The organism is Sabulicella rubraurantiaca, from assembly GCF_017355885.1.
In the GTDB taxonomy this organism is placed as follows: domain Bacteria; phylum Pseudomonadota; class Alphaproteobacteria; order Acetobacterales; family Acetobacteraceae; genus Roseococcus; species Roseococcus rubraurantiacus.
This window is the reverse complement of sequence record NZ_JAFEUU010000030.1, coordinates 1-21,132: the sequence shown is the minus strand read 5'-3', so window position 1 is coordinate 21,132 and position 21,132 is coordinate 1. Positions and strand designations below refer to the sequence as shown.

Below are 21,132 nucleotides of genomic sequence, written 5' to 3'. Positions count from 1 at the left end.
CTCCAAACCAACCCTGCGCCGCCGAGGGCTGCTCGGTGGGGCGGGCGTCGCGCTCGGCACCGCGCTGACGGTGCCGAGCACCAACCCGGTCGCGTCCGCGGCGGCGCAGCCCGCAGCGGTCGAGCCACCGGTGCGGCCCATGGACAGCGCGATGGTCCACCGGGCCTTCGAAGTTCGGCAGAATTGCGCGCGCGAAGCGAGCGAGGTGCGGATCGCGCCACATCCCACGAATGATGACGAGACGCGCTACCCGACCCGTATCGGGACGGACACGCGAGCCCTCCCGCACAACGACCGAGGCGAGGTGGACCAAGCGGCCTGGAGGGCCATGTACGACGCCTGTCAGTCGGGCGATCCAGCCGATTTCGAGAAGATTCCGCTTGGCGGCACGCGTCGGCTGGGCAACCCGGTCGGCCCCCTCACGGTCAGCCTGGCAGGCGTGACGCCGACGCAGATCGCGATCCCAGCAGCGCCAGCGCTGGCCAGCGCGGAACGCGCCGCGGAGGCGGCGGAGGTCTACTGGCAAGCGCTGCTGCGCGACGTGCCATTCAGCGAGTATCATGATGGGACCAGCCACCCCGGCGTGCTGGCCGCGGCCGCTGAGCTTAGTCGCCTGTCCGGCTTCCGGGGCGCCAAGGCAGACGGGCGCGTCACCCCCGGCACATTGTTCCGCGGCAGCGTCCTCTACTTCGACCCGGCCGACCCAAAGGGGCGCGCCGTTACCCCGCCCGGGGTGCTGGACGGGCCCGTGGTGTCGCAGTTCTTGCTTCGTGACGTGCCGTTCGGCGCGCAGTGGATCAGCGCGCAGATCCGCCCATCGACGCCGGATAGCGAGTTCCTGATTGAGCATGAGCAGTGGCTGAGGGCGCAGAATGGGCAGCCCGTGAGCGGCCGACCGCGGTTCGAGCCGACGCTGCGCTATATCGCGAACGGCCGCGACCTGGCCGAGCTGGTGCGTCAGGGCCTGACCTCACCAGTTGTCCTGGGCCTGTTGCTGGGCACACCCTCGGCCGAGGCGGATGCGCGCTACGGCGGCATGTTCCCGGCGGCGCAACCGCCGCTTAGCCCTGCGAATCCCTACCGCCGCCTGCGGGCCCAGAGCCCAGGCGGAGCCAGCTTCGGCCCCGCGCACCTGCAGGCGATGCTCGCGCAGGCGATCAGCTGCGCCCCGCGCGCGGCGTATTGGCAGAAGTGGTACCTCCACCGCACGCTGCGGCCCGAGGCTTACGGTGGCCTTGCCCACCAGCGCCTGGCGAACGGCGTCTCCGACTATCCGTTGCACGACGACTTCCTGCGTTCGGAGGCGCTCGACCGCACCCGAGCCAAGCAAGGCACCTACTTGCTGTCGCAGACCTTCCCCGATGGCTCGCCGGTCTTCTCCGCCTATCCTGGTGGTGGTGCGAGCGTCGCGGGGGCGGCGGTGACGGTGCTGAAAGCCTTTTTCGACGAGAGCCGCACCATTGCAAACCCGGTGCAGCCCGATCCTGGCGATCCGAGGCGGCTGGTGCCTTACAGCGGGCCGCCGCTGACGGTCGGTGGCGAGCTGAACAAGCTTGCCATGAACTTCGCGATGGGTCGGAATTGGACTGGCATCCACTGGTGGTCCGACGCCGCGGCATCGATGGCGATCGGCGAGGAGGTCGTGCTCGCCCTTCTGCGCGACGAGCGGATGACGCTCCGCGAGCCCTTCGACGGCTTCTCCCTCACGCGGTTCGACGGCACCCGCGTGACGCTTTGAGCACCGCTCTGGCGCCGGGGCGAAGTGTTATCGCCCCGGCGCTGGAGCGTTTCGATGCCACCTCTTTCAGAAGCGATCTTGATCAGGCACGCGCTGATCTCAAGATGGGAGCGCGGTGCCGCCGGAAGCGCAAGTGGACGTAGGCAACCCAAGCTGGCCTTCAGTCCCTCGGGACTTGGCTTCCGTGGTGGGTAGGCCACGCATCGCTCGCTTCTTCTGTCCTACAAGCTCGACGCAAAGCAGCGTAGCGCCCGCGACGTGCCGCCGGCGCTCATTTCGCCCAGCCTGTTAGTCACTCCGAAATCACCCGAGGCGGTCGCGGGCGCGCTCGATCCCTGCGTTGGCGCATTCCTCATCCACTTGTCCGCTCGGCGCACCGCCGACTCCGACCGCGCCAATGACCTCGTCGCCAACGCGGACAGGCGCTCCGCCACCGAGCAGAAGGAAGCCGTCGATATGGACGAGGTTGCGCGCGCCCGGGTTGTCAGCCGCGTTCTGCGCCATCTGCCCCGTGGGCAGCCGGGCGGAGGCCGAGGTAAAGGCCTTCCGTCGGGCGGCCTCGACCGTGTGCGGCCCGGCACGGTCGGCGCGCAGCATGGCCCGCACCACGCCGGCGCGGTCTACCACTGTCGCGGTGACGCTGAAGTTCCGCGCCGCACAGGCCTCCACGGCGGCCTGTGCAATCACCTGGGCGGCGGCGAGCGATATGTTGCGCTCTTGCAGAACCTGGGCATGAGCGGCAAGCGCGGGCAGGGCGGCGGCAAGGACGATGCGGGTCAGCATGGTGGGTCTCCTCAACGGATGCTGGGCAATCAAGTTTGCGGGCTAGTCGCCTGTCTGCTCACCTCCAAAGATGCGGCTCACCATGCCGGACAGGATACTGTCTTCACGCAGTCTGGCCTGGTCGATGACGGTCGGGAGAGCATGCCATAGATATTCGAAAGCATGACCTTCGAATTCGGTCCTCCATGGCATCTGGTCCTTCTGGTACAGGTCCATGGGGGCGCCGCACTGCGTATTTCGGGCCGCGACCGGAAGAGGCTCTGCCCCATAGGCCTCACCGATGAAGACGAAGGCTGCCGGCGGAGGCCTCTTCCCATGCAGTCAATCGGCCTGGATGGCGCTCCGTACGCCGCGCCGGCTCTCTTCCGGCGAGCAGTCCACCACCACGCTGACGCTCCCCTTTGGTGCCGGCCTCAACTCGGCTCAGCATCCAAAGGTCCGCCTTGGGTGGGATTCAGGTGAAGGCTGTCGAGCCAAAGATGGGGCGCCTGAACGGCGCCTTCGGCTGGATCACCGTACTTGGTTTGCATCCCGAAGGCAGGGCACTCACACGGCGCCCGTGATCACCGTCTGTGCGACGGCGTGGCGTTCTTGAGCAGGATCGCTCCAATGATCAGGCCAAACCCGGCAAGCCGAAGGAGGTAGAGCCAACTCGCCTCCTCCCGCGGCAGGCCTGAAAGCGGAACGAGAGCCTGGTTAAGAGCGAACAGCCAGAAAGCAAGCCAGAAGGCGACAAAGAGTGAGTCGCGGGTGCGGCGCCAGAAGCGCAGAAAGAACAGCCCCGCGATGAAGTAGCCCGCTGTGATGAGACCAGCCGTAAAGTCGATCATGGCACGCCTTTCAGCTTGTCTCCCAGATGAACCCGTAGAGGAGGACCACCAGGGCGGCAAGCGAGGCCAGATTCCGGAGGGGCAGCAGATCGATCGTGACGGGCAGGAGGATGAGATCCACGAAGACCATCAGATTGTTGAGTGCGAAGCCAACGAAAGCGACGGCACTCCAGAGGAGGAGGCGGTTTCGCGTGGCCAAATAGCTGCGTGTGAGCAGAAGAAGACACACAACGCTTGTCGCGGCGCAGAGCAGGTAAACCAGGGCCGGGAAGCCGATCATGTCGTCACTCCTTCTTGATCCGGAATGCGTCCGCGAAAACCTGGACCTTGTCGTGCGGGGCGGCGAGGATCGTGTTTCGGATAGCCAGGGGTCGCTCGGCGCTCAGCCGCTCCAGCTCGTCGACGACGCGACGGAGGTCATTGCTCCCACCACGGTACCGGTAAGTCCCGCGGGAATGATCCAGCAGCCCCGAACGATGCATTGACGAAACCACGTCGGCCACGAGGAGGTGGCTCCCGCGAAGCTCTCGGACCAACTGCCCAACGGACCACCAGGAATCTTCGCGTGCCTTAAGGAAGAGCAGCACCTCAAGCGACCATACGGAGGTGATGGACGACCGGATGAGCGACACGACGTCGTCAGGAATCGGTGTATCCGACACAGTTCCGATTCCCTGGGTTCTCGTCGCCCTTGCAGGCTCTACGGACGGGGCCAGAAGCAGGCCCGGCGATAAAGAGCAAGCTTCCCTCGTCCCCTGTCGGTCACATTCAGCTCCAGCGGTCGCGAAGCTAGAGGCGGTTCGAGGGCTGCGTCAATCCAGGGACGGTCTTGTCGAAAAAAGTGGATTTCCTCACAACAACTCGGACAGGGGTCGAGTATTTCGGGGCTGTTTCAGCTGCCTTGGAAGGCATCCATTGTTCCTGGGCTGAAACTTGTGTACCGGCGGCATAACGACCCTCTTGAGGGTCCCATTCATCTAGACGATGTGGTATGCCAACCTTGGTAGGGGTGGATTGCGGGTAGGGACGTCGCGCGGCTTGCATCCTCATCCATGGGAACGCACCTGTGGGCGCGGAGAGGGGACTCCAGCTAGCGTAGACGTACTCCTCTGAAGCTGCCCAAGCCTCGTTGACTGCCCCACCACAAAATCTTCGAGCGGATCATTTGTCCAGGAGCCTGGCCATGCATTCAAGCGCGAGCGCTAACTCCCTTGCGGAGGAAGGGTCTGACATCCTCGAGGCCGCTGCCCAGGCCGTGGACACGCTGCACTTGAATGATCTTCTGGTCGCCCTGCAAGCGGTGCGGGCCGGCGACTTCACGGCCCGTCTTCCCGGAGGGCATGTGGGTCTCGCCGGCAAGGTCGCCGACATCTTCAACGAGATTGTCGCCGCCAACCAGAGAATGGCGCAGCAGCTCGAGGAGGTCGGGGAGGTCGTCGGCCGGCAGGGGCGGACCGGAAAGCGTGTGCGCTTCGCCACCTCCGATGGCGCCTGGGGCGAGATGGAAGGGTCCATCAACAGCCTGATCGATGATCTTCTGTGGCCGACTGAGGCGGTTACGCGCGCGGTCACGGCGGTCGCGAAAGGCGACCTTCTGCAGACGGTGCAGCTCGAGGTGAATGGCCGGCCGCTCCAGGGCGAGTTCCTGCGCTCCGCCTCCATCGTGAACACGATGATCCAGCAATTGAGTGTCTTCACCTCCGAGGTGACGCGCGTGGCGCGTGAGGTGGGCACAGACGGCAAGCTTGGCGGGCAGGCTCAGGTTCGTGAGGTCACTGGCGTCTGGAAGGACCTGACGGAGTCGGTGAACTCCATGGCCTCCAATTTGACGGCACAGGTCCGCAACATTGCCGAGGTGACGATCGCCGTGGCGAATGGCGACCTCTCGAAGAAAATCACGGTCGATGTGCGCGGTGAGATCCTTCAGCTGAAGGAAGCCATCAATACGATGGTGGACCAGTTGCGGTCCTTCGCCTCCGAGGTGACGCGCGTGGCACGCGAGGTCGGCACGGAGGGCAAGCTGGGCGGTCAGGCCTTGGTGCCCGGCGTGGCCGGAACCTGGAAAGACCTCACCGACTCCGTGAACGCCATGTGCGGCAATCTGACCGCACAGGTCCGCAACATCGCACAGGTGACCACGGCCGTGGCCCGTGGCGATCTCAGCCGCAAGATCACGGTCGACGTGCGCGGCGAGATCCTGGAACTCAAGGACACCATCAACACGATGGTGGATCAGCTCAATGGCTTCGCCTCCGAGGTGACGCGTGTGGCCCGCGAGGTCGGAACCGAAGGGCGCCTGGGTGGTCAGGCGCAGGTGCCTGGCGTCGCCGGCACCTGGAAGGACCTCACCGACAGCGTCAACTCCATGGCGGGCAATCTGACCGCCCAGGTCCGAAACATCGCCGAGGTGGCCACCGCGATCGCCGGCGGAGACCTCAGCCGCAAGATCACCGTGAATGTCAGCGGCGAAATTCTTCAGCTGAAGGAGACCATCAACACGATGGTGGACCAGCTGAACGCCTTCGCCGGCGAGGTGACGCGCGTGGCGCGCGAAGTCGGCACCGATGGCCGTCTCGGCGGTCAGGCGAACGTTCTGGGTGTTGCCGGCACATGGAAGGATCTGACGGAATCCGTCAACTCCATGGCCTCGAACCTCACGGCGCAGGTTCGCAACATCGCCGAGGTTTCGACGGCCATCGCGAATGGCGACCTTTCGAAGAAGATTACGGTCGACGTGCGCGGTGAGATCCTTCAGTTGAAGGAGACCATCAATACGACGGTCGATCAGCTCAACGCCTTCGCCTCCGAGGTCACACGTGTCGCGCGCGAGGTGGGGACGGAAGGCAAGCTAGGCGGCCAGGCCCAGGTCAAGGGCGTTGCCGGCACCTGGAAAGACCTGACGGACAGCGTCAACTCCATGGCCTCCAACCTTACGGGGCAGGTCCGAAACATCGCGGAGGTGGCCACCGCGGTCGCCCGTGGCGACCTTTCCAAGAAGATCACGGTGGACGTCAGCGGTGAGATCCTTCAGCTGAAGGAGACCATCAACACGATGGTGGACCAGCTGAACGCCTTCGCCGGCGAGGTGACGCGCGTGGCGCGAGAGGTGGGAACGGACGGGCGCCTGGGTGGTCAGGCGCAGGTGCCTGGCGTCGCCGGCACCTGGAAGGACCTGACGGAGTCCGTGAACTCCATGGCCTCGAACCTAACGGGCCAGGTGCGCAACATTGCCGAGGTGGCCACTGCCATCGCAAATGGCGACCTCAGCCGCAAGATCACCGTGGACGTGAAGGGCGAGATCCTCGAACTGAAGGAGACGCTCAACACGATGGTGGACCAGCTGAACGCCTTTGCCTCCGAGGTCACGCGCGTGGCCCGTGAGGTGGGGACGGAAGGGCGGCTTGGTGGCCAGGCCAACGTCCCTGGCGTGGCCGGCACGTGGAAGGATCTCACCGACAACGTGAACTCGATGGCCGGCAACCTGACCGGCCAGGTCCGCAACATCGCCGAGGTGACGACGGCCGTGGCCCGCGGTGACCTCAGCCGCAAGATCACGGTCGACGTGAAGGGCGAAATCCTTCAGCTGAAGGAGACCATCAATACGATGGTGGACCAGCTGAACGCCTTTGCGGGTGAAGTCACGCGCGTGGCGCGAGAAGTCGGCACCGAGGGCAAGCTGGGTGGGCAGGCGGTCGTGCCAGGGGTGGCGGGAACCTGGAAAGACCTGACCGACAACGTGAACTTCATGGCCTCCAACCTGACGGGCCAGGTGCGCAACATCGCCGAGGTTGCGACCGCCATCGCCGGCGGCGACCTTTCCAAGAAGATCACGGTGGACGTGCGCGGCGAGATCCTTCAGCTGAAGGAGACCATCAATACGATGGTCGAGCAGCTGCGCTCCTTTGCCGGTGAAGTGACGCGCGTGGCGCGCGAAGTCGGGACCGAGGGGCGCCTGGGTGGGCAGGCCAACGTCCCTGGCGTCGCGGGCACCTGGAAGGATCTCACCGACAACGTCAACTTGCTGGCCGGCAACCTCACGACACAGGTGCGCAACATCGCCGAAGTGACGACGGCGGTCGCGCGAGGCGACCTCAGCCGCAAGATCACCGTAGATGTGAAGGGCGAGATCCTCCAGCTCAAGAACACCATCAACACGATGGTGGATCAGCTCAATGGCTTCGCCTCCGAGGTGACGCGTGTCGCCCGTGAGGTCGGAACCGAGGGCAAGCTGGGCGGTCAGGCCCAGGTTCCCGGCGTGGCCGGGACCTGGAAGGATTTGACCGACACCGTGAACTTCATGGCGTCCAACCTGACCGAGCAGGTCCGCGGCATCGTGAAGGTCGTGACTGCTGTGGCAGACGGCGACCTGAAGCAAAAGCTGACCGTGAATTCGAAGGGCGAAGTCGCGGCGCTCGCGGAAACGATCAACAACATGACGGGCACGCTGGCCACTTTTGCGGATCAGGTGACCACGGTTGCGCGCGAGGTCGGCGTGGAGGGGCGCCTCGGTGGGCAGGCTAACGTGCCTGGCGCCGCCGGCACATGGAAGGACCTGACCGGCAACGTCAACCTGCTTGCGGCGAACCTGACGACGCAGGTCCGCGCCATCGCCGAGGTCGCGACCGCCGTGACCAAGGGCGACCTTACCCGGTCCATTCAGGTCGACGCCCGCGGCGAAGTGGCGGAGCTGAAGGACAACATCAACACGATGATCGAGAACCTGCGGCAGACGACCGACAGGAACACCGAACAGGACTGGCTCAAGACCAATCTCGCCCGCTTCACCAGCATGCTGCAGGGGCAGCGGGATCTCGCCACCGTTGGGCGGATGCTGCTCTCCGAACTCGCCCCGCTCGTCAACGCGCAGCAGGGCGTCATCTACCAGATCGAGGCAGATCCGCAGCCGACCCTGCGACTGCTCTCTGCCTACGCAGACGACGAAGGCCCCGGCCACCGCAGCACCGTACGCCTCGGGGAAGGTCTGGTTGGGCAGTGTGCCGCTGATGCGCGCCGCATGGTGATCACCGAAGTCCCTCACGACGCCGTGCCCATCCGGTCCGGCCTGTTCCGAGCCCTGCCGCGGAGCATCATCGTCCTTCCCGTGCTGTTCGAGGGCCAGGTCAAGGCCGTGATCGAGTTGGCCTCACTAGGCTCGTTCACCGACCTCCAGATGTCCTTCCTCGAGCAGCTGACCGCCAGCATCGGCATCGTGCTGAACAGCATCGAGGCCACCATGCAGACCGAGGGGCTTCTGACCCAGTCGCAGCAGCTCGCGGGCGAACTGCAGACGCAGCAGCGTGAGCTGCAGCAGACCAATGAGCAGCTGGAGCAGAAGGCGCAGCAGCTCGCCGAGCGAAACGTCGAGGTCGAGAGGAAGAACCAGGAGATCGAGCAGGCCCGACGCGCCCTTGAGGAGAAGGCAACCGAGCTGGCGCTGACCTCGAAGTACAAGTCCGAGTTCCTCGCCAATATGTCGCACGAGCTGCGGACCCCGCTGAACAGCATCCTGATCCTCGGGCAGCAGCTCGCCGAGAATGGCGATGGCAACCTCTCGAACCGCCAGGTGGAGTTCGCCCGGACCATCCACGGAGCAGGCACCGACCTGCTGAACCTCATCAGCGACATCCTCGACCTTTCGAAGATCGAGTCGGGTACCGTCTCGGTGGATGCGGAGGAGATCTACTTCACGAACCTCCTTGAGGTGGTCGCACGACCCTTCCGTCACGAGGCGGAAAGCCGGAACCTCGGCTTCGATATCCACCTCGATCCGCAGCTGGGCCGTAGCCTGGTCACCGACTCCAAGCGGCTCCAGCAGGTGCTCAAGAACCTACTCTCCAACGCCTTCAAGTTCACCGGATCGGGCGAGGTCCGCCTTTCCGTCACGGCGGCGTCGGCCGGATGGAGCGCGGAGCATCCGGTCCTGCGTCACTCGCCGGGTGTGGTCGCCTTCGAGGTGAAGGATACCGGGATCGGTATTCCGCCGGAGAAGCAGAAGATTATCTTCGAGGCCTTCCAGCAGGCCGACGCGAGCACCAGCCGAAAGTATGGCGGCACAGGTCTCGGCCTTGCGATCAGCCGCGAATTGGCAAGCTTGCTTGGCGGTGAGATCCAACTCCGGAGCACGCCGGGGGAGGGGAGCGTCTTCACCCTCTATCTGCCGCTCAAGTTCTCCGGGACGCCGGCACTGCCGACGGTCGCGCCGGCCGAGGCGGATTCCGGAGAGTTCCATGCCGGCCGCGCCGTACGCCTGCTGGCGGAACGTCCCACCGAGGCCATCGAGGACGACCGGGCCATCATCGCGCCGGGCGATACGACGATCCTGATTGTCGAGGACGACCCGCACTACGCACGTGTCGTGACGGATCTGGCGCGCGACAGTGGCTTCAAGGTCCTTGTGTCGATGCGTGGGGCGGACGCCTTGATGCTGGCACGCGAGTACAGGCCGACCGCGATCTCGTTGGATGTGTTCCTTCCGGACATGCTCGGCTGGACCGTGCTGAGCCAGCTCAAGCAGGATCCGGCGACGCGGCACATCCCCGTGCAGATCGTGACGCTCGAGGAGGATTGGCGCCACGGGCTCGCACGTGGAGCCTTCGCGTTCGTCACGAAGCCCACGACCACCGAGGGCCTGGCGTCGGCCCTGGCCCGCATCAAGGCGTTTGCCGAGCCCCGCCGGAAGCGTCTGCTGGTGGTCGAGGATAACCCTGCCGAGCAGCTCAGCATCAGGGAGCTGCTGGCCCACGACGACGTCGACATCTCGGTCGTGGGCACCGGCGCCGCCGCCATCGAGACTTTGCTCACGGAGCCCGCGGACTGCATGGTACTCGACCTCAAGCTGCCCGACATGTCCGGGTTCGAGGTGCTGGAGCGCATCGGCGTGGAGAAGAGCCTGCGCGATCTTCCGGTCGTGGTCTTCACCGGGCGTGAACTCTCGCCCGACGAGGATGCCCGCCTGCACAGCGTCGCACGCAGCGTCGTGGTGAAGGGTGTGGAGTCACCCGAGCGCCTTCTGGATGAAACGGCACTTTTCCTGCATCGCGTCGTTTCCGATCTGCCGCCCGCCAAGCAGCGAATGCTGGAGCGCTTGCATAGCTCCGACGAAGACCTCGTTGGTCAGACCGTGCTTCTGGTGGATGATGATGCACGCAACATCTTTGCGCTTAGCAGTGTGCTGGAGCGGCGTGGGATGCGTGTGCTGACCGCCACGACTGGCAACGAGGCGATCGCCCTCATCGAATCCGTGCCCAGCGTCGCGATCGTCCTCATGGATATCATGATGCCTGGCATGGACGGCTACGAGACCATGCAGGTCATCCGTTCCAACCCGCGCTTCCGGCGGCTGCCGATCGTTGCCCTCACTGCGAAGGCCATGAAGGGCGACCGCGAGAAGTGCCTGGAAGCTGGGGCGTCCGACTACCTCGCCAAGCCCGTCAACACGGAGCAGCTGCTGTCCGCCTTGCGGATGTGGCTGCACCGCTAGACCAGGGAATCAACTTCCGTGATCGCTCAAGCGCCCGTCAATATTCTCCTCGTCGATGATCAGCCGGCGAAGCTGCTGAGCTATGAAGCCATCCTGGGCGAGTTGGGCGAGAACCTGATCCGGGCGAACTCGGGTCGGGAGGCGCTCGAGAAGTTGCTGCGGACCGAGGTGGCGGTCATCCTGATCGACGTGGTCATGCCCGACCTCGATGGCTTCGAACTGGCGGCCATGATCCGCGGGCACCCCCGCTTCGAGCAAACGGCAATCATCTTCGTCTCGGCCATCCAGATCACCGACCTCGACCGCTTGCGCGGCTATGAGGCCGGGGCGGTGGACTACGTCCCGGTCCCGGTCGTGCCAGACCTGCTCCGTGCGAAGGTCCGAGTCTTCGCGGACCTGTTTCGGAAGAGCCGGGAGCTGGAGCGCCTGAACCGCGAGCTCGAGCGTCGAGTGGCGGACCGGACTGCGGAGCTGGAAGCATCGACATCGCAGCTTCGGCAGAGCGAGCAGCGGCGCAGCCTGGCGCTCGCGGCCGGAAGGATGGGGTCCTGGGAATGGGATCTCCGGGGCCGACGGCACATCTGGGACGAGGGGCAACACCGCATCTTCGGCGTCGAGCCCGGAGTTTTCGTGCCGACCGAGGATGCCGTGCTGGCGATGGTGCATCCCGACGACCGCGACCGGTTGGTCAGGCTCGCCGCCGAAGCGGCGCGAAGCGGCAGCGGCTACGACGCGGAGTTCCGCATCTGCCGGCCGGATGGAGAGCAGCGCTGGTGCGTCATTGGCGCGTCTCCGGCTATGGACAGAGCCGGTCAAGCGTCACGGGTCAGTGGTGTCACGTACGACATCACGGAGCGCGTCAGGACAGAATCCGCGCTGCGGGAGAGCGAGGAGCGGCTGCGGATTGCGCAGGAAACCAGCGGCATCGGCATCTGGGACTGGGATCTCTCCCAGCAGCGGATCATCTGGATTGGTGACGTCTATCGCAGCTGGGGCCTGAATCAGGGCGTCGCGGAGGCGCCGGCCGCGACCTTCGCCCGTGTCGTGCATCCCGATGACCAGGAGCGGGTGTGGAGCGCAATCCAGGCAGCGCTCCGGGGTGAGGCAGCCTATCAGGCCGAGTTTCGAATTATACAAGGTGATGGGGCCGTCCGTTGGCTCTCCGGCAAAGGCGAGGTGATCCGAGACGCCGGAGGTCGTGCGGTGCGCATGATCGGCACGGATACGGACGTGACCGAACGCCGCCGGGCGGCGGAGATCCTCGCGGCCGCCAACGTGGAACTCGAGCAGCGCGTCGAGGAGCGAACCCGGGAGCGAGAGGCGGCACTCGCGCAGCTGCATGAAATGCAGAAGATGGAGAGCCTCGGCAAGCTGACGGGTGGAGTCGCACACGACTTCAATAACCTGCTCATGGCCGTGCTCGGCAATCTTAGCCTGCTCCGGAAGTGGCTGCCTGATGACCCGCGGCTGCTTCGCCTGCTGGATGGGGCGGTGCAGGGGGCGGAGCGTGGCGCGACGCTGACGAAGCGAATGCTGGCCTTCGCGAGACGGCAGGAGCTGAAGCCGGAGATGGTGCAGCTCGCGCGGCTCGTGGAGGGGATGGACGATCTGCTCAGCCGCTCGCTGGGGCCACAGGTTCATCTTTCAACGAGCGGCCTTGCTGACCTTCCCTTTGTCCTGGTTGACCCAAACCAGCTGGAGTTGGCGCTTCTCAATCTCGCCGTTAATGCGCGCGATGCCATGCCGGGTGGCGGCAAGCTCACTGTTACTGGACGCCACGTGTCGGACGAAGCCGAGATCCCCGGCGGGCTCAGGCACGGAGACTATGTCTGCATCTCTGTCTCCGATACGGGTTCGGGCATGGATGAGGCGACGTTGCAGCGTGCCTCTGAGCCCTTCTTCACCACCAAGGGGGTCGGGAGGGGGACGGGGCTCGGCCTGTCGATGGTCCACGGTCTTGCGGCTCAGTCGGGCGGCGCGATGCGCATCTTGAGCGAACTGGGTTCCGGCACGACCGTGGAGCTCTGGCTGCCTGTGGTTCATGCCAGCTCTGATGCTGACTCCATACCCTTCGAAGCGCCCAGGAGCAGCATACCCATCCTGAGAGCCGGCCATGCCTATCGCGTCCTCGTCGTGGATGATGATCCGCTGATCGTCATCGGCACGGTGGCGATGCTCGAGGATCTGGGCCACACCGCGCTGGAGGCGAACTCTGCATCGCAGGCGCTTGAGATCCTCGAGGCGGGCACGATTGTGGATCTGGTCATCACGGACCACGCGATGCCTGGAATGACCGGCATCGAACTGGCCCGGGCGATCCGGAGAAGGTGGAGCGACCTCCCAGTCCTTCTGGCGAGTGGCTATGCAGATCTGCCTGAGGGCGAAAGCATGGCCCTCCCGCGCCTCTCAAAGCCCTATCGCCAGGACGATCTTGCCGCTCAAATCCTGCGCCTTGTTGAGCGAGAGACGGCCGGCGAGGCCGCGCCTTCGGCACATTGAGGGGGGCTTAACTGCGTGCCGGGGGGCAAACGCCGAGTGACCCCGGAAGCCACCGGCGTAGCCACACATGCTATACGGCCCCATCTTGCTCCCGCCGCGCTCTGTCGGCTGCGGCCACCGTCCCCGCTGTCTCTGCGGCACTGCCGGGGTAGATCACTGCGTTCCAGGCCAGCACGCATAAAGCGGCAAGGGACCCTAAAGCCCGAACTACGCCACCATGCGCCTCAGCTCGGCCACGACCTCGTTCGGCTTGTATGGCTTGGAAAAGAAGACGCCCCGGGCCGGCATATCTTCAGGGCGCGGCATCAGCTTGCCCGAGGTGATGATGATCTCGATCGGTGGCCAGCGGTCGCGGATCAACGCCGCAAGCTTCATGCCATCAATGCCGCGCGGCATGTCGACATCCGTGAAGACGATGCGGATATCGAGCCGCTTCTCAAGGATGAGCAGGGCATCGTCGGCGTCCACGGCCTCAACCACTTCGAAGCCGGCATCCTCCACCAGATCGACGGCCATCATGCGTAGAATGGGTTCATCCTCGACCACGAGAACGACCGGGCGGGTCTCGCGAGGCACGGAACTAGCCACCGTAAACTCCTAGGAGTGGCGCAGACGATCAACGGGCGCGCGCATGGTGGCGCTGAACCCGGTTTGCTCATAACGGAGGTCAACCCCGCCGGTTCCAGTCAAACCCATCTGGATCAACCGCGATCCGAAACCCTTGCGCCCAGGGCGGGCCGGCGCAATCGCCGGCGGCCCGCCGCTCTCCCTCCACTCGAGCACCAGATCCTCTTCCCCCAGCGGTCCCTCCAGCCGCCACTCCACGGCGACGCGCCCGGTGGGTACCGACAGCGCCCCATACTTGGCGGCATTGGTGGCCAGCTCATGCAGCAGCAGCGACAGCGACAGGCTGGCGCGTGGGCCGAAGGCGACATGGGGGCCGGAGGGCGCGACGCGGTCCTCCTGCCCCGCGCTTGCCAACACCGAACGGACGATCTCGGCGATCGGAGCGCCCATCCGGTTCTGGCGCAGCAGCACGTCGTGAGCCGAGGCGAGGGCGTGGATGCGCTGCTCGAAGGCGTTCACCGCAGCCCGGTCCGCAACGCCGCGCAAGCTCTGGGCTGCGATGGAGAGCACCATGGCGAAAGTGTTCTTGAGGCGGTGTGACAGCTCCTCGTTCAGCACGCGCTGCTCAGCTTCGGCCTCCAGCTTGGCCAGGGCGGCGTAGGTTCGGTCGGCGACGGCTTGGCAGAAGGCGATCTCGGCCCCGGTCCAGTCACGCGGCTCGGACTGGTGGACGTAGAGCAGCCCGACCAGCTCGCCTCGGTCGAAGAGTGGCGCCTTGACCTGGGCACGGGTGCCGATCACCCGGTAGCCATCGGCGTCTCCGGCCAACCAGTCGGCGGATTCGACGTCGGAGGTGGCCAGGGCATGCCCGTCGCGGAGCTGTCCGACCGTGGCATGGAAGGCGCTCAGCGTGTGGCGACCGGCGATTGGGGCGACGCCTGACGCGGTCCAGTCCCGCTCGACCTCGAACAGGTCGGCCTTCACGTCGATGCGCGAGTAGCCGGCGCGCGAGGCGTCCAGGGTGGTGCCGAGGATCTCGGCGGCGATCCCCATGACCTCGGCGCTGGTCCTCGCCTCGCGCAGCCGGTCGGCCAGGGTCACGAGCGCCGCCTGGCGCCGCTCGCTAACGGTCTGCTCCGTCACGTCGAGCATGGCACCGATCATGCGGACGGCCCTGCCGCCCTCGCGGATGACGAAGCCGCGGTCGATGATCTGGGCATAGCTGCCGTCTGCCCGCTGGAAGCGATAGCGATCGATCCAGGTGTTGCCGGCGCCGTCGATGACGGCATGGATGCTGTGGCTGACCCGCTCGCGGTCCTCGGGGTGGATGTGGTCCAGCCACTACTCCCCGGTCGGCTGCACCGCCGCCAGGCTATGGCCGTGGGCCTCCGTCAGCGCCTCGTTCCACAGGACGGTGTTGGCCAGGAGGTCCCAGTCCCAGACCGCGTCGTTGGTCGCTCGCACCGCGAGGCGATGGCGCTCCTCGGTTGTGCGGAGCGTGTCCTCGGCCTGCCGGCTGGCGGTGATGTCGCGCACAGTGCCGACGAAGCGCACCGTCCGGTCGTTGCGCACCACGGCCTGCCCGCGCGCCGCCAGCCACAGCTCGGCGGCGCCGTTCGCCGGCCTCACCCGGTACTCCGTTTCGAATACTCCCGGGCCGGTGGGATCAAGCGCCCCCTGCACGGCGGCATCGGCCGCCGCCCGATCCTCGGGATGCACGCCTTCCAGGAAGGTGTCGTAGGTCACCGGAGCGTTGGGGCCGACGCCGAACAGCTCTCGTACGCGGGTATCCCAGCGGAGCACCCCCGTGACCAGGTCGAGATCGAAGATGCCGAGGCCGGTGGCCTCGGCCGCGAGCCGAAGCTGCTCCTCGGTGCGCGTCAGCTCCTCCAGCACGGTCTGCTGATCGGTGATGTCCTGGACCGTGCCGAACATGCGGGCCGGAGTGCCGTCGTGAAGGCAGACGAACTTGGCCTTGCGTTCGACCCAGCGGATCGCCCCGTCATTGGCCCGGCGGATACGGTAGCGGACATCGGGCGCGGCAGAGCCGTCCTGCCGGGTGCGCTCGGAGGAGGGCAGGTTGCGGTCTTCCGGCACCACCAAGGAGGTGAACTTCTCGACCGCGTAGATCCTGGCTGGAGCCAAGCCGTAGATTCGGCACAGTTCCGGGGACACTTTGGCGAGGCCTGAGGCGATATCGACCTCGAAGATGCCGACACGCCCTGCCTCCTGGGCAAGGCGGGAGCGGGTGTCGCTCTCGCGCACCGCCTCCTCGCCGTCCAGGCGCTCGCGCACACCGGAGACGAGGGCGGCCATGGTGGCGAAGAAGGACAGGGCATCCGCATCGAAGCCCGGGGCACGCGTGGCGAAAGATATGACGCCGACCAAGTCCCCCCGGCTGACGATGGGGTAGCCGGCGAAACCGTTGATGCCAGTCTGCCGGGCCAGGGCGTAGCGCGGATCAGTGCTGGACTGGACATCACGGAGGATGAGCGGGCGGCGGGTCTGGACCACGATGCCGCAAAGCGGTTCATCGATATGAGAGCAGTCCAGAATGGCCTTGGTGGCCTCATCGACGCCGACGGAGCGGACGAGGCGGAGGTGGTCGGCGTCCGGAGTGAGTTCGTAGATGAAGCACTGCTCGAAACCCACGCTCTCGGCGCCGGCGGCGAGAATGGGTTCAAGCACCGCCGCCGGATCGATGGCGGTGGCCAGGGCGACGGAGGCCTGGGCGACCACGTCGAGGCGCCGGGCCTGTCGCAGCTTATCGCGCTGCTCGTTTATGGCTTGGTCGCGCGCCATGATCGCGCGGCGCAGCGCCAGCAGAGCCATGACTTGGTCGGCCAGGGTCCGCAGGTCCTCGGCCTGCTCGGTCGAAAGGCCGTCCGGGCGGGGGACAGTGTCGATCACGCACAGGCTGCCCAGCACTTGGCCCTCGGGGGTGCGGAGGGGCGCCCCGGCATAGAAGCGAATGCGCGGGTCGTCGGTCACCAGAGGGTTGCCGGCGGTGCGCGGGTCGGTGGTGAGGTCGGGGATGACGAGAAGGTCGGGCTCGGACAGGGCGTGGGCGCAGACCGACCGGTTGAGGTCCGTCTCGCAGTGGGGGAAGCCGATGCGGGCCTTGAACCACTGCCGATCGGCATCGACGAGGCTGACCAGGGCGACCGGGGCGGCGCAAAGTCGGGTGGCGAGCCGCACAATGTCGTCGAAGCCCTGTTCGGGTGGGGTGTCGAGGATTCCGTGGCTGTCGAGGGCGTCGAGGCGCTGGGGATCGGTCACCCCGGCGGGCCAGCGCTGGCGGGACCACAGGCCCTCCGCGTGGGCGTCACTGCCGGGTGTAAGTTGCATGGGAAGGCTCTAACGTATTCGTGTGATCGTCGCCATCGACTTGGACGGGTGATGGTTATTGAGAGCCGCCCTCGGCATCCCTTGTCTCGCCGCTGCGCTCGACTGGCTCAGCCGCCAACGGGCCTTGGAAACTCCACAGCGCGATGGCCCAAGAAAAGGGAAGGGGACTCAATCCTTAGTCATCAGCGCCGTTTCAATCGTTTAAGGCCGTGCCGATTCAAGCCTTATCAAATTTTCAATGGTGAATGGAAAGGTTGGGCACAGGGTGTGGGGAAACCGGCCCTTGCCCTCCGGTCTTCACAGGTGAGTTGCCCGGCACTAGCGGCACTTGGTCCGGCTCGCCTTCGCGCGGGATAGCTCGTGGCTCGGCCGGGTGGTGACCGCGTTGCGCTTCGAGGAGCCTCTCGCGGCACTGCTCGCAGCGCATCCGTGCACCTTCCTGACCCACGGCATGCTGGGGCGAGATCCCACGCATCGGCAGCTTACGCCGCCCTGTTCGGTGAAAAGCGCTCGAGGCCATGCTAACCATGCCTCGAGGCAAGCAAGAGACGCTCGAACGAGAAGGTTCCTCGAATTGGCCCAAGAAGTCCCACGGAATGCGTCTGAGCTTCGCCCGGCTATTTCTCCTATCAAGGCAGCTCTACTGGCAGCAGTTGCTGCGGCGCTCATCCTCTATGGGTCACTCTACCCGTTCCGGTTCTACACGCCCCCGCCGCACACCGACTTCCTCGCTTTGTTGCTTCAAGCCTGGAACCGGCCGGTGGGAGGGCGCGGCGACCTCCTAGCTAACTTGATTCTCTATGTGCCGCTCGGCTTCTTCGCCGCAGCTTGCCTGTCGGCTCAATTGGCGAGGAAGTGGGCGCTCGTGCTCACGATCCTGTTGGGCGCGATGCTGTCGTGCTCGGTGGAGCTTGCGCAGCTGTATATCCCAGGCAGGACGAGCAGTGTGTGGGATGTCTATCTGAATACTGCTGGAAGCTTCGTGGGTGCTTTGGCTGCGGTAGCCGGAGGCGCCGGGCTCTTTTCGGCGGCTCTTGGCCACCGGAGCCGCAAAGCAGAGCCGTTCGTCATGCTGCTTGTGTTGGCTTGGCTGGGGTACCGCTTGTATCCCTACGTCGCGACCATTGATCTGCATAAGTACTGGAGCAGCCTCAAACCCCTCGTTCTCACGCCGACATTCGAGCCCTTCCGTAGCCTTCGTCTCGCCGTTCTCTGGCTTGTTGCGGCCCATCTCATTGAGGTCACGAGTGGCCGCTCTCGTGCGCCCGTGATTGTCCCGACCGTCTTGGTCGGCACGCTCCTGTCTGGGGTCGTCCTTGTGGATAGGGTCGTTACCCTGGCCGAACTCCTCGGTGTTGGGGCGGCGTTGCTCGGCTGGGCCCTGGCTCGTGGGTCGCGCTGGGACCGACCGACGCTGCTGGCGCTCCTGCTCGTTGTCGTCGTGGCCGATCGCCTTGCGCCTTTTGACTTTACGGCGACCGAGACGCCGTTCGGATGGGTCCCATTTCGCAGCGTCTTCCGCGGGCACTGGGGACGCGGGCTCCAGTCGATGCTCGAGAAGAGCTTTCTCTATGGCAGCTTGCTTTGGCTGCTGGTCCGGCAGGGTATGCCCCTCCTGCTTGCGACCGGCGTCGAGATGGCGCTGCTTCTCGCGACCAGCTTGGCTCAGACCCGCATCCCCGGCCGTTCGGCCGAGATCACCGATGCCGTGCTGGCGGGTGGCTTGGCACTTGTCTTCGCGCTGCTCAGAGGATGGTCCGGCGGGAAGCCCATTGCAGATCCAAGAAATTTTGGGCGTCCGCAGGCGGCAGCTGGGGCAGGCGAAGTCCCTTCAGGGTGACCCAGGCGCGCTGCCGGAGTGGCGATCGAACCACTGTCGCGCCTCCATGCATCAAGCAGTTTCTCGCTTTTTTCTTCATCCAGAACGCTGGAGCCGTGGAGGCTTGGTTCGCCCTGGCAGCAAGCATCTTGGCTCCACGCCGAGAGGACAGGCTCTCGCCCTGGTGCTGATCCTGCTCAGCGCCAGATGTGGCTGCGACGGTAGCCTGTCGGTCCCGCTGGGCACTCTCTGCCGCGCCTTGCGCCCCGTCTCTGTCACGCGTGCTTGCAGTCGGGGAGGTAGGCGCATCCTCATGTCTCGGGAGAGACCAGAGCCATCGGGCGTGCCGCCTGCCGCCAGCCAGCGTCTCGGCGACACGGCCCCCGTCCGAGCCTCGGCCAGGGTTCTTTCATGACAACGCTTGCGCATTCCTTCCCAACACCACTTGGGTGTTGAGGCCGTAAGGCGGCGGAAAGCTGCATGTGCGGCGTCGAGTTCCGGTGACACACAAGCAGTGCGGCCCGCCGAAGTGTCAGCCCTCGACCATAGTACGCATGCCTAGCGAAGTAGGATCGAGGGCCTCAACTGATACCAGTCAAGCTGGCGTCATATCGCAACCAAATATGCCCGATCATCCGCCAACTATCCTATCGGCATCGCCCTCATCTCGCCCAGCACTGACCGAGAATTGGGTATTCATGCCTAGGCATACTATGGGTTGCCATGGGTTTCGAACTTGGCTTAAAGGCCATTGCTCATTTCTTGAGATTGTGGAGACGCGAGAATGGCAAATTTGACTGTTGGGCAGGGCAAGCAGTTCTCGACGATTTCTGGCGCAATCGCTGCGTCACGGGACGGGGACGTCATCTCGATCGATGCCGGCACCTACAAGAACGACTTCGCCACCATCAACACGAAGATCACCCTCGAGGGCGTGGGCGGCATGGTGAAGATGGTGGCCACGGTGGCGCCGCCAAACCGCAAGGCCATCCTGGTCACCAACACCGACGTCACGATCGACGGCCTGGAGTTCACGGGCACCAAGGTGCCGGACGGGAACGGGGCCGGCATCCGCTACCAGGCGGGCCACCTGACCATCAACAACAGCTACTTCCACCACAACCAGGAGGGCCTCCTCTCCGCCTCGAATGCCGCGGGCAGCATCACCATCCGCAACTCGGAGTTCAGCCATAACGGCACGGGCGACGGGCGCACCCACAATCTCTACGTCGGCAAGATCGGCTCGTTGACGATCGACAACAGCTACTTCCACGACGCTAAGGTGGGGCACCAGATCAAGAGCCGTGCGCTCGAGACCACCATCACCAATTCACGCATCGCTGAGGGCCAGGGCAATGGCTCCTACAGCATCGACCTGCCCAATGGTGGCCGCGCGAAAATCCAGAACAACGTGATCGAGCAGGGCGCACACACCGGCAATCCGGTAATCGTGTCCTTCGGCGTGGAGAAGAACCTCCATGCGAGCAACAGCCTTGAGATCAGCGACAACACGGTCTCTAACCTCCTTGGCTCCTCGTCCTCGAGGCTCCTGTGGAATACGACCTCCGTCACCGCCACGGTGAAGGACAACAGCGTCTTCGGGCTTTCGCCGAACCAGTATTCCAAGGGCTTGGCCGCCGTGTCGGGGACGAAGGTGCTGAGCACCAAGCCGGCCTTCGACGCATCCTCGCCCTGGTCTCCAAACTCCACACCGGCTCCCGCTCCCATTCCGGATCCGGATCCGGCGCCCACTCCCACTCCGGCTCCTGCGCCAACTCCCGAGCCCGCCCCGGCCCCTGAGCCAGCGCCAGCGCCCGCCCCGGAGCCTGCGCCGAGCCCGGTGGACCCCTCCAACGTCACGGGCACGTCGCGCGACGACACGTTCACGCTGTCGGGTGTGGCGAACGGGATCACGGTGGACATGGGCTCGGGCCGGGACGCGCTCACCCTGTCCTCTGCGGGGCCGAACACGGTGACTGTGCTCAACACCGAGGTGATCACGGGCGGCAGCGCCGCCGACACGGTCACCCTGGGCGCGGCCACGACCAATGCCGTGATCGATCTCGGC

The 21,132-nt window shown here is 65.4% G+C and carries 13 protein-coding genes and 1 pseudogene; 5 read left to right on the top strand and 9 right to left on the bottom strand.

Going from position 1 to position 21,132, the window contains the following annotated elements:
- The coding region (locus JTJ31_RS23470) for a phosphatase PAP2 family protein (RefSeq protein WP_207541168.1) at positions 1-1,738 on the top strand (1,738 nt) is incomplete at its 5' end.
- 303 nt (positions 1,739-2,041) lie between these two features.
- Here JTJ31_RS23470 and JTJ31_RS23465 read toward each other — a convergent pair.
- From JTJ31_RS23465 to JTJ31_RS23445, 5 genes are all read right to left on the bottom strand, one after another.
- The gene (locus tag JTJ31_RS23465) at positions 2,042-2,521 is read right to left on the bottom strand and encodes a GlcG/HbpS family heme-binding protein (protein WP_207541167.1); all 480 of its coding nucleotides are present in this window, start codon (positions 2,519-2,521) and stop codon (positions 2,042-2,044) included.
- 563 nt (positions 2,522-3,084) lie between these two features.
- Positions 3,085-3,351, bottom strand: coding sequence for a DUF5985 family protein (locus JTJ31_RS23460; RefSeq protein ID WP_207541166.1), 267 nt, complete (start codon positions 3,349-3,351; stop codon positions 3,085-3,087).
- A gap of 10 nt (positions 3,352-3,361) precedes the next feature.
- On the bottom strand, positions 3,362-3,631 hold the full coding sequence (locus tag JTJ31_RS23455) for a DUF5985 family protein (protein WP_207541165.1): 270 nt from the start codon (positions 3,629-3,631) through the stop codon (positions 3,362-3,364).
- Between the two features lie 4 nt (positions 3,632-3,635).
- On the bottom strand, positions 3,636-4,013 hold the full coding sequence (locus JTJ31_RS23450; protein WP_207541164.1) for a hypothetical protein: 378 nt from the start codon (positions 4,011-4,013) through the stop codon (positions 3,636-3,638).
- Between the two features lie 527 nt (positions 4,014-4,540).
- Complete coding sequence (locus tag JTJ31_RS23445) at positions 4,541-5,035, bottom strand: hypothetical protein (protein ID WP_207541163.1); 495 nt, start codon at positions 5,033-5,035, stop codon at positions 4,541-4,543.
- A gap of 30 nt (positions 5,036-5,065) precedes the next feature.
- Between JTJ31_RS23445 and JTJ31_RS23440 the strand changes: the two genes are divergently transcribed.
- Together JTJ31_RS23440 and JTJ31_RS23435 are read left to right on the top strand one after the other, a co-directional pair.
- Entirely contained in the window at positions 5,066-10,831 is a 5,766-nt protein-coding gene (locus tag JTJ31_RS23440) for a HAMP domain-containing protein (protein WP_207541162.1), read from the top strand.
- A gap of 18 nt (positions 10,832-10,849) precedes the next feature.
- Complete coding sequence (locus JTJ31_RS23435) at positions 10,850-13,330, top strand: response regulator (protein WP_207541161.1); 2,481 nt, start codon at positions 10,850-10,852, stop codon at positions 13,328-13,330.
- A gap of 207 nt (positions 13,331-13,537) precedes the next feature.
- Here JTJ31_RS23435 and JTJ31_RS23430 read toward each other — a convergent pair whose 3' ends face one another.
- The 4 genes and pseudogenes from JTJ31_RS23430 to JTJ31_RS23415 all read right to left on the bottom strand — a co-directional run bounded on the left by JTJ31_RS23430 (position 13,538) and on the right by JTJ31_RS23415 (position 17,245).
- The gene (locus JTJ31_RS23430) at positions 13,538-13,906 is read right to left on the bottom strand and encodes a response regulator (RefSeq protein WP_328805809.1); all 369 of its coding nucleotides are present in this window, start codon (positions 13,904-13,906) and stop codon (positions 13,538-13,540) included.
- A gap of 21 nt (positions 13,907-13,927) precedes the next feature.
- The gene (locus JTJ31_RS23425; RefSeq protein WP_207541160.1) at positions 13,928-15,061 is read right to left on the bottom strand and encodes a sensor histidine kinase; all 1,134 of its coding nucleotides are present in this window, start codon (positions 15,059-15,061) and stop codon (positions 13,928-13,930) included.
- A pseudogene (locus tag JTJ31_RS25480) lies at positions 15,062-15,226 on the bottom strand (PAS domain-containing protein); the annotation flags it as partial.
- Between the two features lie 12 nt (positions 15,227-15,238).
- A complete protein-coding gene (locus JTJ31_RS23415; RefSeq protein ID WP_207541159.1) occupies positions 15,239-17,245 on the bottom strand; it encodes a GAF domain-containing protein in 2,007 nt (668 codons plus the stop codon).
- A gap of 574 nt (positions 17,246-17,819) precedes the next feature.
- Here JTJ31_RS23415 and JTJ31_RS23410 point away from each other — a divergent pair.
- Positions 17,820-19,085, top strand: a complete 1,266-nt coding sequence (locus JTJ31_RS23410; RefSeq protein WP_207541158.1) for a VanZ family protein — start codon at positions 17,820-17,822, stop codon at positions 19,083-19,085.
- Positions 19,086-19,848: 763 nt separating this feature from the next.
- Positions 19,849-21,132 (top strand): right-handed parallel beta-helix repeat-containing protein (locus JTJ31_RS23405; protein ID WP_236020579.1); only part of this gene is annotated, 1,284 nt, incomplete at its 3' end.

What these genes read in the sequence shown, in the direction of transcription:
- JTJ31_RS23465 (WP_207541167.1), bottom strand. Translation starts at nt 2,521, where the DNA reads ATGCTGACCCGCATCGTCCTTGCCGCCGCCCTGCCCGCGCTTGCCGCT.
- JTJ31_RS23460 (WP_207541166.1), bottom strand. Translation starts at nt 3,351, where the DNA reads ATGATCGACTTTACGGCTGGTCTCATCACAGCGGGCTACTTCATCGCG.
- JTJ31_RS23455 (WP_207541165.1), bottom strand. Translation starts at nt 3,631, where the DNA reads ATGATCGGCTTCCCGGCCCTGGTTTACCTGCTCTGCGCCGCGACAAGC.
- JTJ31_RS23425 (WP_207541160.1), bottom strand. Translation starts at nt 15,061, where the DNA reads ATGATCGGTGCCATGCTCGACGTGACGGAGCAGACCGTTAGCGAGCGG.
- JTJ31_RS23415 (WP_207541159.1), bottom strand. Translation starts at nt 17,245, where the DNA reads ATGCAACTTACACCCGGCAGTGACGCCCACGCGGAGGGCCTGTGGTCC.